Source organism: Butyrivibrio sp. Su6 (genome assembly GCF_900108105.1).
GTDB lineage: Bacteria > Bacillota > Clostridia > Lachnospirales > Lachnospiraceae > Butyrivibrio.
Genome location: NZ_FNUR01000003.1, coordinates 301,885 through 317,841, shown reverse-complemented (window position 1 = coordinate 317,841; position 15,957 = coordinate 301,885). Strand labels below are relative to the sequence as shown.

14 protein-coding genes are annotated in these 15,957 nt (G+C 40.2%); all 14 read left to right on the top strand.

Annotated elements, in window-relative coordinates; all coding sequences use genetic code 11:
* Positions 1-25: 25 nt before the first annotated feature.
* The 14 genes from C4S54_RS05540 to C4S54_RS05470 all read left to right on the top strand — a co-directional run bounded on the left by C4S54_RS05540 (position 26) and on the right by C4S54_RS05470 (position 15,861).
* Complete coding sequence (locus C4S54_RS05540; RefSeq protein ID WP_103868641.1) at positions 26-490, top strand: hypothetical protein; 465 nt, start codon at positions 26-28, stop codon at positions 488-490.
* Between the two features lie 10 nt (positions 491-500).
* Positions 501-1,265, top strand: coding sequence for an alpha/beta hydrolase (locus C4S54_RS05535; protein ID WP_103868640.1), 765 nt, complete (start codon positions 501-503; stop codon positions 1,263-1,265).
* A 24-nt stretch (positions 1,266-1,289) separates the two neighbouring features.
* Complete coding sequence (locus tag C4S54_RS05530) at positions 1,290-2,864, top strand: glycoside hydrolase family 28 protein (protein ID WP_103868639.1); 1,575 nt, start codon at positions 1,290-1,292, stop codon at positions 2,862-2,864.
* 50 nt (positions 2,865-2,914) lie between these two features.
* The gene (locus C4S54_RS05525) at positions 2,915-3,514 is read left to right on the top strand and encodes a ribonuclease domain-containing protein (protein WP_242973747.1); all 600 of its coding nucleotides are present in this window, start codon (positions 2,915-2,917) and stop codon (positions 3,512-3,514) included.
* Positions 3,515-3,623: 109 nt separating this feature from the next.
* Complete coding sequence (locus C4S54_RS05520) at positions 3,624-3,899, top strand: barstar family protein (RefSeq protein WP_103868638.1); 276 nt, start codon at positions 3,624-3,626, stop codon at positions 3,897-3,899.
* 339 nt (positions 3,900-4,238) lie between these two features.
* Complete coding sequence (locus tag C4S54_RS05515; RefSeq protein WP_200821042.1) at positions 4,239-5,507, top strand: SLC13 family permease; 1,269 nt, start codon at positions 4,239-4,241, stop codon at positions 5,505-5,507.
* 1,728 nt (positions 5,508-7,235) lie between these two features.
* The gene (locus C4S54_RS05505; RefSeq protein WP_103868635.1) at positions 7,236-8,378 is read left to right on the top strand and encodes a glycoside hydrolase family 88/105 protein; all 1,143 of its coding nucleotides are present in this window, start codon (positions 7,236-7,238) and stop codon (positions 8,376-8,378) included.
* Between the two features lie 185 nt (positions 8,379-8,563).
* Complete coding sequence (locus C4S54_RS05500) at positions 8,564-9,832, top strand: M18 family aminopeptidase (protein ID WP_103868634.1); 1,269 nt, start codon at positions 8,564-8,566, stop codon at positions 9,830-9,832.
* A gap of 25 nt (positions 9,833-9,857) precedes the next feature.
* Positions 9,858-11,189 carry an SseB family protein gene (locus C4S54_RS05495; protein WP_103868633.1) on the top strand — a complete coding sequence of 444 codons (1,332 nt, stop codon included), beginning with the start codon at positions 9,858-9,860 and terminating at the stop codon, positions 11,187-11,189.
* Between the two features lie 84 nt (positions 11,190-11,273).
* Entirely contained in the window at positions 11,274-12,143 is an 870-nt protein-coding gene (locus C4S54_RS05490; protein WP_103868632.1) for a chemotaxis protein CheX, read from the top strand.
* A gap of 30 nt (positions 12,144-12,173) precedes the next feature.
* Positions 12,174-12,527, top strand: a complete 354-nt coding sequence (locus C4S54_RS05485) for a response regulator (RefSeq protein ID WP_022773774.1) — start codon at positions 12,174-12,176, stop codon at positions 12,525-12,527.
* Positions 12,528-12,636: 109 nt separating this feature from the next.
* The gene (gene ymfI, locus C4S54_RS05480; protein WP_103868631.1) at positions 12,637-13,359 is read left to right on the top strand and encodes an elongation factor P 5-aminopentanone reductase; all 723 of its coding nucleotides are present in this window, start codon (positions 12,637-12,639) and stop codon (positions 13,357-13,359) included.
* Between the two features lie 81 nt (positions 13,360-13,440).
* A complete protein-coding gene (gene trxB, locus C4S54_RS05475) occupies positions 13,441-14,379 on the top strand; it encodes a thioredoxin-disulfide reductase (RefSeq protein ID WP_103868630.1) in 939 nt (312 codons plus the stop codon).
* 150 nt (positions 14,380-14,529) lie between these two features.
* A complete protein-coding gene (locus tag C4S54_RS05470; RefSeq protein ID WP_242973746.1) occupies positions 14,530-15,861 on the top strand; it encodes a C40 family peptidase in 1,332 nt (443 codons plus the stop codon).
* Positions 15,862-15,957: the final 96 nt, after the last annotated feature.

Below are 15,957 nucleotides of genomic sequence, written 5' to 3'. Positions count from 1 at the left end.
ATTTATTTTAGGGGGTTTTTATTCTATGAGTGAAGCAAAACAGATGCTATTTGCAAGAAATGTGATATGTATTTGCATTGAAAAAAAAGAAAGCGGAGATTATATTGGTTTATTGTGGCACCAATATTCTGATGATTCCATTGAGTTTAACGGAGTTAGCGACATGCTGATGCTCATGGATGATCTTTATGATGAGTGGGATTTTCCTCAGAGGAGCCTTGAAAAAAGAGAATTCAATAAAACAAGGGACCATGAAGAGATGAATGGTGATCCTGACAATCTTGTTATCGATAAGGTTCAGGCTGCGTCAGGAGTCAAGAATGTTCAGAATAAGAGGGGAAGCCTGGGGACATTTTTCGTTCAGGTTAAGTTCAGACAGAATGCTACATGGCAGGGAACTGTGATCCATGAAGAGTCCAACAAGAAGTTTGATTTTACCAGTGCAATGGGACTTGTTGAAATTATAGATAAGTCTATGAGTAGTAATTGAAGGGTTAGGAATGAAAAAGTTTAAGAAAATTGCGAAATGGGTCGTATTAGCTATTATTGCTGTGATAATCGTCGCGGTGATCGGATTCAAGATTTATACACAAGGTTATTATAAAGCTGATATGGAAACCATAACTGCTATAGAGACAAGGCTTGAAGCAAGCGTTAATTCATATTCGGATGAGAACGGAACGGTATTTCTTCCGGAAACATCTGTGCCCAAGGCAGTCATAGTTTTTTATCCTGGAGGCAAAGTGGAATACAAGGCATATAGCGGCCTTATGTATGAGATTGCAAGTCGCGGATATATTTGTATTTTGCCGAGAATGCCGGAGAACCTTGCTTTTTTGAGGATAAATGCTGTGGAAAAGATCACTGCCAAATATACGGCTGATGTGGATTCGGTCAAAAATCTTGACTGGTACATTGCAGGGCACTCCTTAGGCGGAGTCGCAGCATCTTTGTATCTTGAAGATAAAATAGATGAGTATGCAGGTATTATCCTTTGTGCGTCATATCCTAATGCGGATTTTTCAGATAAAGATATAAGACTTTTGTCCATTTACGGGGAAAATGACGGAGTTATAAAGGCTGATGCTTACGAGAATAGTAAGGCACATTGGCCGAAAGATTCTGAGGAATATATCATTGCTGGTGGAATCCACTCATATTTTGGATGTTATGGGATTCAGAGCGGGGATGGAACTCCCGAGATATCCAATACAGAGCAGATTGCTGAAACAGCGGATATGATAGCCACTTGGATAGATGACTGAAATTAAGGAATATAGGAGTAGGGTATGGATTTTACAATTGTAGAAGTATTTAACAGAAGCGTGACTATTGAGCTTGTTTCCGATGCTATTTTTAAGCAGGAAAAGAGCTTTGAATTATTTATCGATGGTGAGAAGGCACTTGATTCTGACAGAAATGTGGTTTCTGTTTCAGGTCTTTTACCTGACAGAGAATATAAGATTGCTGTCGTATTCGATGGCGAGAAGGTTGAAAAGAGCTTTACAACAAAGCATGAGTCAGTTTTACTTGATGTCACCAAGTTTGGCGCAAAGGGAGATGGAAAGACTGTAGATACAGCGGCACTTCAGGCAGCTATTTGCTCATGTCCTGTAGATGGAACTGTTTATCTTCCAAAGGGTACATATTTGACAACAGCTCTTTTCCTCAAGAGTAACATGACCTTCTGGCTTGGCGAGGGCGCTGTTCTTCTGGGAGATACTGAAAGAGATCATTACCCTATTCTTCCGGGAATGACTTTTACTACAGATGAAAAAGATGAATACAATCTTTCAAGCTGGGAGGGCAATCCGCTTACTAGCTTCGCGTCCCTTATTACAGCAATTGATGCGGAAAATCTTGATATCATCGGTCCCGGCGTCCTTGATGGAAATGCCCAGAATTCAGACTGGTGGGTTAATCCTAAGGTAAAAAGAGGTGCATGGAGACCAAACACTCTTTATCTTTGCAGATGTAAGAATGTGAGAGTTCAGAACATTACAGTTCAGAATTCACCTTCATGGACAGTTCACCCATATTATTGCGATAATATTTCATTTTTGAATCTCTATATCCATAATCCATCAGATTCACCTAATACTGACGGCCTTGACCCAGAGAGCTGCAACAACACACTTGTTCTTGGAACAGTTATCTCTGTTGGTGATGACTGCATGGCGATCAAGAGCGGTAAGTATTACATGAGTCTTGAGCATCATAAAGAGACAGATAATTGCATTATCAGAAACTGCAAGTTTGAGAGGGGCCACGGCAGTGTGACAGTAGGCTCCGAGGCAGCAGGCGGTGTTAAGAATGTTCGCGTTTCACAGTGTATTTTTGACGGAACAGACAGAGGACTTCGCATAAAGACCAGAAGAGGCCGCGGTGAGAGATCAGTTCTTGATGACATTCTTTTTGAAAATATTGATATGAATGGTGTACATATGCCATTTACTGTAAACATGTTCTATTTCTGCGATCCTGATGGACACAGCGATTATGTTCAGAATCAGAATCCGGCACCTGTTGATGAAATGACACCTGTAATCGGTTCTATCACCGGCAGAAATATTAAGTGCGAAGGCGTTTCTGCATGTGTACTCTGCGCAGTTGGACTTCCTGAGAGACCTATTGGCGAGCTTAGATTTGAGAACATCACAGCTTCATTCCTTCCTGAATCAGAGCGTGTTCCTGAGCGCCCTGTAATGATGGACAACTTCGACGAGATGAGCGGCAGAAGTATTTATGCCAAGAATGTTAAGTCACTGGTATTAAAAAATGTTGCTATCAGCGGAAGCGTTGACAAAGAACCTGAATTCTATGGCGTTGAGAGCAGTGAACTTGATAATGTGAAGTACGAGTGATCACTGAAATAATCTGTTGGTAAGAACCAATCATTTATTTGGAGCATTAAATGAAACGGATTAATGGGCAAATAATTGTAACTGCATTATTATTTGTTATGCTCACACTTTTTGGATGTGGAAAGTCTGAGATAAGTGAAGATACTGCTTCTTCAGAAAATGAAGCTTTGGCGCCTGATTCTGCTGTTATTGCGGAATCAGGAGCTGTAGCAGCAGAGGTTGCATCAGATAGTTATGATTCGTCTTCAGGGGCAGAGACAACAGACAGTTATGATGTGGTTTCTGCAGATGAAGATTCATCGAAGGCTTTAATTGATGAATACGGAATCTATGACAGCAAGGATGAAGTAGCTCTTTATATTGTGACTTACGATAAACTTCCATCCAATTACATTACCAAGAAAGAGGCCAAAAAGCTTGGCTGGAGCGGTGGCTCTTTAGAAAGCTATGCTCCGGGGAAGTGCATCGGTGGAGACTACTTTGGAAACTACGAAGGAAATCTTCCCGAAGATACTGAGTATCATGAGTGTGATATAGATACTCTTGGGAAAAAGAGTCGTGGGGCTAAACGCATAGTTTATTCTGATGACGGATATATTTATTACACAGAAGATCACTACGAGACGTTTGAACTTTTGTATGAACCATGAAATCTTTGTATTTGGTAGCTTTATGAACTGAATGACATGAGGCTATGTGCGGCATCTATTAAATTGAATGGTGAGAAAAAATTCTGCTAATGAATTATGAGGTTTTGTTATGGAAAAGGTCTTCTATATTGATTTATCCGGAATAGAAAGCAAAGAAGAATTCCATAAGGTGTTAGAAAGAGAGCTGCCTCTTCCTGAATATTACGGAGAAAATCTTGATGCATTGTATGATGTGCTGACAGATGTTTCCGATGAATGGAACATTATTTTTTACAATTCTTCAGATCTTAAGCTGGGTATGGAGAAATATTTCAGTAGCTTTGAAAAGCTTTGCAGGAATGTGACCAAAGAAAATGAATGCGTAAGAATACGCATATATCCTTAAAAATGCCTGAGATTAAATACCTGTTATATGCGGATAATATATAAAGTAAACAGAATTACCTCTGCGAGGAGTTTTTTGTTTGACTTTGCACGCTAAGTCTCGTAAACTAAATACAGTTAATTGGTAAGAGGGAGTAGCTGGCCGATGTTTTGTTGGCAGCCAGATCCGTCAGGACGATGCGAGAGCATCCGAATCTGGCATAAGGTTACATTTTCGCGTAGCGATTTGAACTGACAGCAAGACTTTTATCATAGCTGCTTGCTATGGTAAAGGTCTATTTTTATGTCTGCTGACAAGGCCTTTACAGCTGTTTTTACTTATCAATGAAGGGAGATTATTATGAAAACACTAGCTATTATTCTTTTTATTCTCATGTATGTTCTTTTAATAATATTTAAAAAGCATCGTGCGAAGATTGCAATTGCAACTGCAATTATCTTTGTAGTAACAGGAATTCTTCCTTATACTCAGGTATTTGCTGCGATTGACTGGAACATTCTTCTTATGCTATTTGGTACTATGGTAATTGTTGATTACTTCATAGAGTCCAAAATGCCTAATCTTATTGCAGATAAACTTCTTGATCTTGCCCCTAATGTAATGTGGGTAACAATCCTGATGTCTCTGTTTTCCGGTATCATATCTGCATTTATCGACAATGTGGCAACACTTCTTATGGTTGCTCCTGTTGGACTTGCTATTTGTAAGAAACTTAAGATTTCACCGGTTTCAATGATCATCTGTATTGCGGTTTCATCAAACCTTCAGGGAGCTGCAACACTTGTAGGTGATACAACATCTATCATGCTTGCAGGCGCTGCTAAGATGGACTTCAATGACTTCTTCTGGATGCAGGGAAAACCAGGTATCTTTTTTGCAGTTGAGCTGGGTGCTCTTGCAACTGTACCTATCATGATGATTCTTTTCCGCAAGGATAAAGAGCCAGTTCATTCAGACGAGCACACAGTTGTAACAGATTATATCCCAACAATTACAATGCTTGGACACGTTATTTTCCTTGTTATTGCTTCATTCTTCCCTAACAAGCCTGAGCTTACAAACGGTATCATTTGTATGGTATGGGGAATCATCAACATTGTTTGGGAAATCATTGTTTCAAAGGGAACTGACAGCATGTGGCATTCTCTTAAGGCTATCGACTATGACACAATGCTTCTTCTTGCAGGTCTTTTCTGTGTAATCGCTGGTATTACAAATGTAGGCCTTATCGATGATCTGGCTCACATCATTGCCGGTGCAGGAAAGGATAACGTATTCCTATTATATACTCTTATAGTATTTGGATCCGTAGCTATATCTGCATTTATTGATAACATCCCATACGTAGCAACAATGCTTCCGGTACTTGCCAGCCTTGCCGGCGTAATGTCAGTTAATCCGCTTCTTTTATACTTTGGACTTCTCATTGGTGCTACACTTGGCGGAAACCTCACTCCAATCGGCGCTTCTGCAAATATCGCAGGTGTTGGAATGCTCCGTAAAGAGGGCTATGAAGTTTCTTTTGGTGACTTCATGAGAATCGGTGTACCATTCACACTTACAGCAGTAGTTGTCGGATATCTGTTCATCTGGATCGTATACGCATAAAACGATAAAGACACAGAAATAATACGCCTTGTTTTCTTTCATGATTATTTATGAGAGAAAACAAGGCTTTTTTATTATAAATATTAAATCGCATACAGTAAGGGTATAGGAAAATCGAGAAATTTAATATCATGAAAAAGAATGAAATGTTGGTATCGCGGACCGGTCGCCACCATTGACTGAACCTGAGAAAAACGCCTCAGTTTAAGAGCCGACGGTGAGGATGATGGGAACAGTAGTTAGATTCATACACCGTCGGATTCAGCATTGTAGCGTTTTTCTCAGAACCCGCCAATGGCAAGCACCTACGGTGTGGCTGGGTACAAGTGCCTCGGGTTCCAATTCCGAGAACAGTAGAAGTGGCTAGTTTCAATAATGTGTAGGGCTATATTCTCATTTTACTGTGACAATTTATTTATTATAACCTGCACGGATAACGTGCTATTACAAAAAACATGACCTAATTAGCATTTTTCACTTGCCTAGGTCATGATTTTTGTCATGATATTGCCTTGTTATCACAGCATTCATGACCTAAACAGCATTTTTCATTTGTCTAGGTCATAGTTTTTGTCATGATATTGCCTCGCTATTACAGAATTCATGACCTAATCAGTATGTTTCTTTTACTTAGGTCATGTTTTGCTTTATGGAATGAATATTGAATAACGGATGACCAAATCCATAGATAAAAAGCACATTATTTAAGCACTTTATCTATTTCACTGTGACAATCCAGAGCTAGGAGAAGATGTAGGATAAAAGCGAAAGATTTGTAATACTTATCCCACTCTATCCAAGCCGATTTTCAGATGTGTGGGATAAAACCTGAAATTCTCTTGAGATTATCCCACATTTTCAGCCTTCTGAGCACTGTAATTGTCCAAAAAGTAGGATAATCGTGAAAAAATCAATTGTTTTATCCCACAATTCTCAGTCAGAACCATGAGAATTGTGGGATAAAATGAGTAAAAGTCAAACGTTTATCCTACTCACGAGCAAAATCCATTATCAGAATGGTCAAATCTGTAGGATAAAAAGCGCTAAAATCAAGCGATTATCCTACATTCGGATTGTCACAGTGAAATGGGTATATAGCTATACTTTTTAAGTTACCACATCCATCGGCTAAATTTTCAGGAAGTGTAATTGGGCATATATGAGAAAAAATGGATTGCCACATCCATTGGATGAGTGAACTTTAGACATATGATCTCTATATAATGGTGTGGTAACCTCAAATAAGGCCGTATATACCCAAAATCACACGTCAAAATCCTTGTCGAATGGTGTTGTAATCTCAAAAATCAGGCTATATTTCCAAAACAGAATCTTCGCTCTCTTTACATTGAAAGACGCAGACATACATCTTTGAAAGTAGCCATCCCTACTGTTCTCGGAGTCAAAGCCTGAGGCAATAATCCCCAGCCACACCGAAGGTGCTTGCCATTGGCGGGTTCTGAGAAAAACGCTACAATGCTGAATCCGACGGTGTATGAATCTAACTACTGTTCTCATCATCCTCACCGTCGGCTCTAAGGCCAAGGCGTTTTTCTCAGGTTCAGTCAATGGTGGCGTACGGAGCCATTACAAATGCTTCCAGAGCTATGTCTTTTTTCATGACAATATAATCAATATGTTAGCAAGTAATTGTCTTGTGTTTTGCATGTGTTATCATTTATAATGTAAGCACTTACATATTGCGTTTATAAAGAAATGGAGATTCTTATGACAAGAGAAGAAACCTTTGAGATGCTCAATGAATATGTTGATTATCTCCTTGAGAAATCTGATGCTGAGCATCCATATTGGAACATTGAAAATGTCCTTAGTGGAAAGCCAAATAAGTGGAACTACATTGATGGATGTATGATCACAGCTGTTTTATCACTTTACGAGCAGACTTCAAACAAGAAATATCTCGATTTTGCTGATAAATTTGTTGGCTGGTTCGTTCAGGAGGATGGTCAGATCAAGACTTACAGTACAGAAGAGTACAATCTTGACAATATCAATCCATCCAAGAATCTCTTTAAATTATACGAGCTTACAGGCAAAGAAAAATATAGAAAAGCCATGGATACTGTAAGAGCGCAGCTTGATACAATGCCAAGAACTAAGGCAGGAAACTTCTGGCACAAGAATATCTATCCTTATCAGGTATGGCTTGATGGCATGTACATGGCACAGCCTTTCTATATGGAGTATGAGAAGCGTTTTAACAAAATGCAGGGCTGCCTTGATTCTTTCAAGCAGTTTAAAAATGTTGAAGCTCTTATGAAGGATGAAAAGACAGGTCTCTATTATCATGGATATGATGAGAGCAGAGAAATGTACTGGGCTGATAAGGAAACAGGATGCAGTCCTAACTTCTGGCTCCGTGCTCTTGGATGGTTCACAGTAGCTTTGGTTGATACAGCAGAAGCAATCGATGAGTCTATGTACTACGAGAAACGTTACCTTCAGACAATGCTCAAGAATCTGGCTGACAGCCTTATTCCTTTCCAGGATGAAAGCGGGATGTTTTATCAGGTTGTAGACAAGGTAGACGATGAGAGAAATTATCTTGAGACTTCAGGAACAGCACTTATTGCCTATGGACTTTTGAAGGGCGTGAGACTTGGATATTTGCCTGAACGTTTCAAAGATATTGCTATCAAAGCCTTTGACGGAATTGTTAACAAGTATCTTTCACGTAACGAAGATGGTTCACCAAGACTTGGCGGAATCTGTCTTGTAGCAGGACTTGGCGGAGCACAGCACAGAGATGGCTCGCTTGAGTATTATTTCTCAGAGCCTGTTGTTGAAAATGAAGCAAAAGGTGTGGCACCACTTATTCTTGCATACACAGAGCTGCTTCGTTTGAAATAAATAGCTAATATATCAATTTGTTTATAATGCGGCACACCCTTACGGGGTGTGCTGTTTCTTTTTTGCATGATCTGGAATTTCTAAACTTGATAATGTCACTTGTAACATTCTTTTTTCTATATCATATTTATAATTGTGTGGTATACTGTTCTGATGAAATTATTATGAATTGAGAGGTATTTGAAATGGCAGATATTACAAATAAAATGCTTGATTTTATAGATGCTTCACCGACTTGTTTTCATGTTGTTGATAACCTGAAAAAAGAGCTTGTAAAAAACGGTTATGTAGAGCTCTCTGAGAAGGAAGAGTGGAACCTTAAGGCAAAGGGGAAATACTTTGTTACAAGAAATGATTCTTCTATTATTTCTTTCAGAATTCCTAAGAAGGATTTCAAGGGCTTTTATATGATCGCAAGCCACAGCGATTCTCCTTCTTTTAAAATCAAAGAGAACCCTGAGATGGAAGCAGCAGGAGCATACGTTAAGCTCAACGTTGAAAGATACGGCGGAATGCTCTGTGCCCCATGGTTTGACAGACCACTTTCTGTTGCAGGAAGAGTTTTTGTAAAGGGTAAAAAAGGAATTGAGAGCAGACTTGTTGATGTAGATAGAGATCTCGTTATGCTTCCTTCACTTGCTATCCACATGAACCGCGAGGCAAATGATGGTTACAAGTACAATGCGCAGACAGATATGCTTCCTATTTTCGGAGATGAAGCTTCAAAGGACAGCTTTTTTGATGTTATTGCAAAGAGCGCAGGGGTAAAGAAAGAAGACATCTTAAGTCACGATCTTTTCCTGTATAACAGAGTTAAATGGACAACCTGGGGAGCAAACAACGAGTACATTTCATGCTCAAGACTTGATGACCAGGAATGTGTTTATAGCTCTTTTGACGGATTCCTTAAGGGAAAAGAAAAAGAGAATGTGCCGGTTCACTGTGTATTTGACAACGAGGAAGTTGGAAGCGGAACCAAGCAGGGCGCTGCTTCAACATTCTTAAAGGCTACACTTGTAAGGATCAATGAGTGCCTTGGAAGAACTACAGAGCAGTACTACACAGCACTTGCAAACAGCTTTATGGTCTCTGCTGATAACGCGCATGCAGTTCATCCTAATCATGTTGAGAAGGCTGATCCTGTAAACAGACCTGTAATGAACAAGGGGATTGTTATCAAATACAACGCTAATCAGAAATATACTACAGATGCTTTCTCTGCTGCATTCTTCAAGAATGTTTGCGAAAAAGCAAAGGTTCCTTATCAGACATTTACTAATCGTTCTGATACAGTTGGAGGCTCAACACTGGGAAATATTTCTACAACTCAGGTTGCAGTAGATACAGTGGACATAGGACTTGCACAGCTTGCTATGCACTCACCTTATGAGTCAGCAGGTGCAAAGGATCCTGAGTACCTTGCAAAGGCATCAAAAGAATTTTATTCATTATGATAAAGTATAGAGGAGATAGGTTTTAATGGGATTATTTGATTTATTTGGTGGGAAAAAGAACGGGGCTGATGATGAAGCTTCCAAGGAACAGGAGCTTTTATCCAGTAAGGAAAAAGAAATAGAGGCAGCCAGAAAGGCTCACGCTGAGCTGACATGGCCTACTATTCCAAGGCTCAACCCTGTGAACATAAAGGATGCTGAGACTCATGAGATGGAGGAAACAGTGTCTCCTGAGAGAAAGAGCGAGGTTGGTCAGCTTATTTATGAGCCTGACATCTCAATTGATGCTCTGGTTGATCTTTCAGGGCAGGAATTGTTATTTCTTTTGACAGCTATGGAAGTCTTTAATAAGACAGCGCCTCTTCCTGACTTTGAGAAGAATCACAGAAAGGTTTACAACGAGATTCTTGGAAGACTTCGTGATTCAAAAGAGCTGTATGTTCTTTATGATACATCAACAGGCTATCCTTTCATCGACCACGGATTTGCCAATGTTTACTTTGAAGAAGACCTCGCTGAAAAAGCAAGAGGCATGTTTGAAGGCCAGTACAGAAAGCTGGTTGTCAGAAAAGTAAAGGTAGAAAATGAAGAAGCACCTGCAAGTGTAAGGCGTGGATTCTTTGATTATCTCTACTACATTGGTATTGAGAATCTTATTGTGGATAATGGTGCTTACAGGGCAAGATTTAAGAGAAATGAGATAGTTGTTTCTCCTATGGACTGGAACAGCGAAAAGAAGGATGCTTCACCTGTTAACCCTGAGCTCAACTTTGCTATGATCGACTTCCTTGAGGAACTTCGCTGGCCTGTACAATACGAGAAAAGAGCTGATGTATTAAAGGCAAAAGAAGTGAGAATGCTTTCACTTATCAGAAATGCTAACTATATCATTCCTATGCAGCATGAAGGCCCTGCAGAAGTCATGGAAGATGGCAGGATCAGGATGGGTAAGGACACTAAGCTCAAATTCCTTGTTATGAAGACCAAGGATGATAAGCAGTTCCTTCCTGTTTATACTGATGCCATTGAGTTTAGCAAAAAGCTCACTGGCACAGAGTGGAATGCGGCAGTGTTCAAATATCAGGATATCCTTAAGTTTGTACAGGACAAGGAAGGTATCAGGATCAATCCAAACGGACAGGGCATTGTCCTTCCAAAAGACAGAATGATGGCCATCGAGATCGCAGCACAGCAGGCAGCTATCATGAGAGGCAAGGCCGGCGTTAAGCCTCAGCAGACAGGGTCTGCAGCTTCAATGAGTGAAGATGCAGCAGTTCAGGCAGCACTTAACCAGGCAATGGCCAAGATGAACGAAAAAAGAAACACAGAAGATTTTAAAGAGTCTGAAGAACAATAATAAGCTTGTTAATAAACGGATAATAGTCTAAAATAGTAGTATAGTAGGCTATTGTCCGTTTCCTTTTTTATAAGGAGTGGTGTGATGTTAGACAGACTTATGGGTGCTTTCATGGTTGAGAGAGGACTGATGACAAAGAATCAGCTCGATCAGGTCATTAAGGCACAGGAATCTAATAGAGCTAAACTTGGTGTGGTAGCGGTATCTGAAAAGCTGATGACGATTGCTCAGGCTGAGCAGGTCAATGCACTTCAGGCTTCTATGGATATGCGTTTCGGAGATATTGCCGTAGAAAAGGGATATCTTACTGATGCACAGGTTGAGCGGCTTCTAAAGCTCCAGGGAAATAGTTACATGGCATTTGTTCAGGCCGTGGTTGACCTTGGAATTCTCCCAATGGAGAAAATATCTGAAATTGAAAAAGAATATGAAACATACGTCGGGGCTACTGCCATAGACATGGTTGAGCTTAAGACGGGTAATATCGATAGTATTGTCCCGCTTTTTTTACATACAGGGAATGAAACCTATAAGAGTATCTTTTCCATGGCTATTAAAGCTCTGTACAGGCTTGTAGATACCCATGTTTATATAGGGAAAACGTATACTGTCGATACCGTAAGAGAGGAAGTAATAGGATATCAGCATTTTCACGGGGATATAAGCGGGGTGCTTGCTATCTCGGGAAAATATGACAGTATAAAGAAAATGGCAATTGCCTATACCAAGGAAGAATTTATTGAAACCAGGGAAGATGCCCTTGATGCAATCTGTGAGCTTATAAACTGTATCAATGGTTTGTACGCCACGGAGGAGAGCAAAAAAGAGGTGAAGCTTGAACTGAATCCACCGGATTTTTCTGTGGCTTTTCAGGGTATAGACTATGAAGGTATTGTAGTAATGCCGGTTTATATCAGCGGCGGCGAGATAAAGTTAACTGTCAGGATTGTTTGATCATAAACTTAAGCTTTGGAGGCGAATTAAATGAAAAGTGTTTTGATAGTAGATGACTCAAGAACTTCCAGAAGATTTTTATCAGATATACTTGAAAGAGCTGGATATAAGATAGTTGGTGAAGCAGTTAATGGTCAGGAGGGCTTTGATCAGTATGTTAAGCTCCGTCCGGATATTGTGACTATGGATATAACAATGCCTGTTATGGACGGCATTGATGCCCTTAAACTTATAAAAAGAAATAACCCTGATGCGAAGGTTGTGATGATAACCGCAGCAGGGCAAAAAGAAAAAATGATGGAAGCACTGAAAATAGGTGCAGTTGAGTTTGTTTCCAAACCTTTTATCGAAGAAGCTGTTTTGGATGCACTTAAACGCTGCTGATATTTTGAACCTATAGAGCATATAAAAGCGCTGAAATGCGTTTTTATATGCTTTTTTCATGTGAGAATGTAATATATAATGTAACCATGTTTTTGAAAGGGTTTTGATTATGAACAGAAAAGTATTGATAACAGGTGCTTCAAGGGGAATTGGCAGAGAAATCGCTATTTCTTTCGCCAGTAAAAAAGATGAGCTGTTTCTGACCTGCATAAATAGCATAGATGAGTTAAGACGCCTTGGGGATGAGCTAACAGAGAAGTACGGCGCCACCTGCCACGTATTTAAATGCGATGTGGGAAGCTATGAAGAGGTAAAAGAGCTCTTTTCACAGATAAAGGACATTGATATAGTGGTAAATAACGCCGGGATTGCATGGATAGGTCTTTTGACAGATATGGAGAAAGAGGATTGGAAGAGACTTATGGAGACCAATCTGGATGGGCTGTTTAATACTTCCAAATTTGCTGTGCCTCTCATGGTAAAAAAACATTGTGGAAGGATCATCAATATTACGTCAGTATGGGGAAGTGTCGGGGCATCATGTGAGGTGGCTTACTCTGCGTCTAAGGGCGGTGTGAATTCTTTTACCAAGGCCCTTGCAAAAGAGCTAGCGCCCAGCAATATTCAGGTTAATGCCATATCCTGCGGCGTCATCGATACAGATATGAACAGAAGGCATCTTACCAGTGAAGATCTGGAAGAGCTTGAAAATGAGATCCCCATGGGGAGAATGGGGCAGGCCGGGGAAGTTGCGGAGCTTGTTTTAATGGTTTCTGAGGCGCCTTCTTATATGACGGGACAGATAATAACAATTGATGGCGGATGGATTTAAAAAAAGTACTTTACAAAAAACAAAAAGATGTTACAATTAAATTGTACACAATCAAATGTATTTATGAATAGGAGGTATTCTATGTACGATTTAGTAATTATTGGTTCTGGCCCTGCTGGTTTATCTGCTGCAGTTTATGCAAAAAGAGCAGGTTTGAATATGATCATTATAGAAAAAAATCCCGTGAGCGGAGGACAGATCATAGACACATATGAAGTTGATAACTACCTTGGAATTCCGGGTGTGAATGGTTTTGACCTCGGAATGAAGTTCAGAGAGCACGCTGATAAGCTTGGAGCTGAGTTCGTTGACGGAACAGTTACAGGAATTGAATGCGTAGACAAGGGCTCAGATGATAAGGCTCCTATTTACAAAGTAAAGACTGATAACGGCGAGTACGAGACTCATACAGTTATCATTGCATCAGGAGCACATCATTCAAAGCTTGGTGTTCCGGGTGAGGAAGAGTATATCGGAAAGGGCGTTTCTTACTGCGCTACATGTGACGGAGCATTTTACCGTGACAAGGTTACAGCTGTTAACGGCGGCGGTGATGTAGCTGTAGAGGATGCTATTTTCCTTGCAAGATTTAGTAAAAAAGTATATCTCATCCACAGAAGAGATGAGCTTAGAGCAACTAAGATCCTTCAGGATGAGCTCTTTGGACTTGATAATGTAGAAGTTATCTGGGACAGCGTTGTAAAAGAGATCAAGGGTGAGGACAAGGTTACTCATTTAAAGGTTGAGAATGTTAAGTCAAAAGAGATGAAAGATGTAGATGTTGATGGTATTTTCATTGCCATAGGTATACATCCTTCAACAGATCTTTTTGCTGATATTGTTGAATGTGACGAAGGCGGCTACATTATCGCAGGTGAGGATGGCAGAACTTCAGCACCTGGCATATTTGTAGCAGGTGACTCCAGGAAAAAGAGGCTTCGCCAGATAGTTACAGCCGTTGCAGATGGCGCAAATGCAGTAACCAGCGTGCAGGATTTCCTTGTTGGAAAGGAAAAATAAGTACTGATGTGGGTGTTCCAAAAAGTCCACAAAAAGCAAGCGTTTAAAGATTAAAAATTGATAAAATTTGACAAAAATGAAGAATGGGCGTATATTGTTAAAAGATGTGAATTTTTTTGTAACAATTTATGTAACAATTGGAGGCCCATTTTGAAAAAAGCTAGCAAGCAGCTAATGGCTTTAAGTGTTGTAGCTGCAATAACCTTTTCAAGTTTGAGTATAGATGCTTATGCATCTTCCAACAAGGTGACAAGTGTTCTGCCACAGGCAGGAATAACATATGCTCTTGGTAATAATCAGGTATCTCTTTCAAATCTTCAGCAGTCTGCAAGTGAGGAAGCTTCTGATGCAGAATCTAAAGAGGAATCTTCAGTAGAGTCTGCAAGCAGCACAGCTGAGAAAGATATTGAAGCTTCTTCAGCTGTAACTAATGAGACACCTAGTGCTTCTACAATTACCGATAATATTCTTAAGGATATTCAGAATGCCACAGGTGCAGTTATCAGTAATAAGGAAGGCAATGAGGGTGAGGAATCCGAAGAGGTTTCTGAGGAAGAGAGTTTTAAGTCCCTTGTTATCGCTAAAGTTAATGATTACGTCAATGTTCGTGATCTTCCAAGTGAGGAAGATGGCGAGATAATCGGTAAACTGTACGATAAGTCAGTTGGTTATTTTATCGAAGAGGAGAATGGCTGGTATAAGATCAAGTCAGGATCCGTAGAAGGATATGTTAAGGCTGAATACTGTGTCACAGGTGAGGATGCAGTAGAACTTGCCAAGGAAGTAGGAACCAGAATCGCAACAGTTACTACTACAACTCTTAAAGTAAGAAGCGGCCCTGGACTTGATCAGGAAGTGCTTGGTCTTGTTCCTATCGAGGACGAACTTGTTGTAGAGGAAGAGCTTGACGGCTGGGTTAAGGTTAGTATCGAGGAAGGTGATGGTTATGTATCACTTGACTACGTAACACTTTCAACTGAGTTCGTAGAGGCTGAGTCCAAGGCAGAAGAGGAAGCTCGTCTTGCCAAGGAGAAGGCAGCAAGAGAAGCAGCTAATGCAGCAGCTAAGACAGGTACATCCAAGTCATCAGGTTCATCAAGCTACAATGCAGCAAGCTCATATACAACTGCTACAAGTTCAATCGGATCTGCAGTTGCTCAGTTTGCTCAGCAGTTTGTTGGTAATCCTTATGTATATGGTGGAACATCTCTTACAAACGGTGCTGACTGCTCAGGCTTTGTAATGAGTGTATACGCTAACTTTGGTGTAAGCCTTCCACATTCTTCCGGTGCCGACAGAAGTGTTGGTTCAGCGGTTGATGGACTTGCCAATGCACAGCCTGGTGATATTATCTGTTATTCAGGTCATGTAGCTATTTATATCGGCAATGGACAGATTGTACACGCTTCAACAGCTAAGACCGGTATCAAGATTTCAAGCGCAGATTACCGTACAGTCCTTGCTGTAAGAAGGATCTTCTAAACATTCTAAAAATGAGAAATGCACACTCGGAATCTTCGATTCCTCGTTTCATGGCATTCGCCATATATAAATAAAAAGAAAAGTGACAATATATGA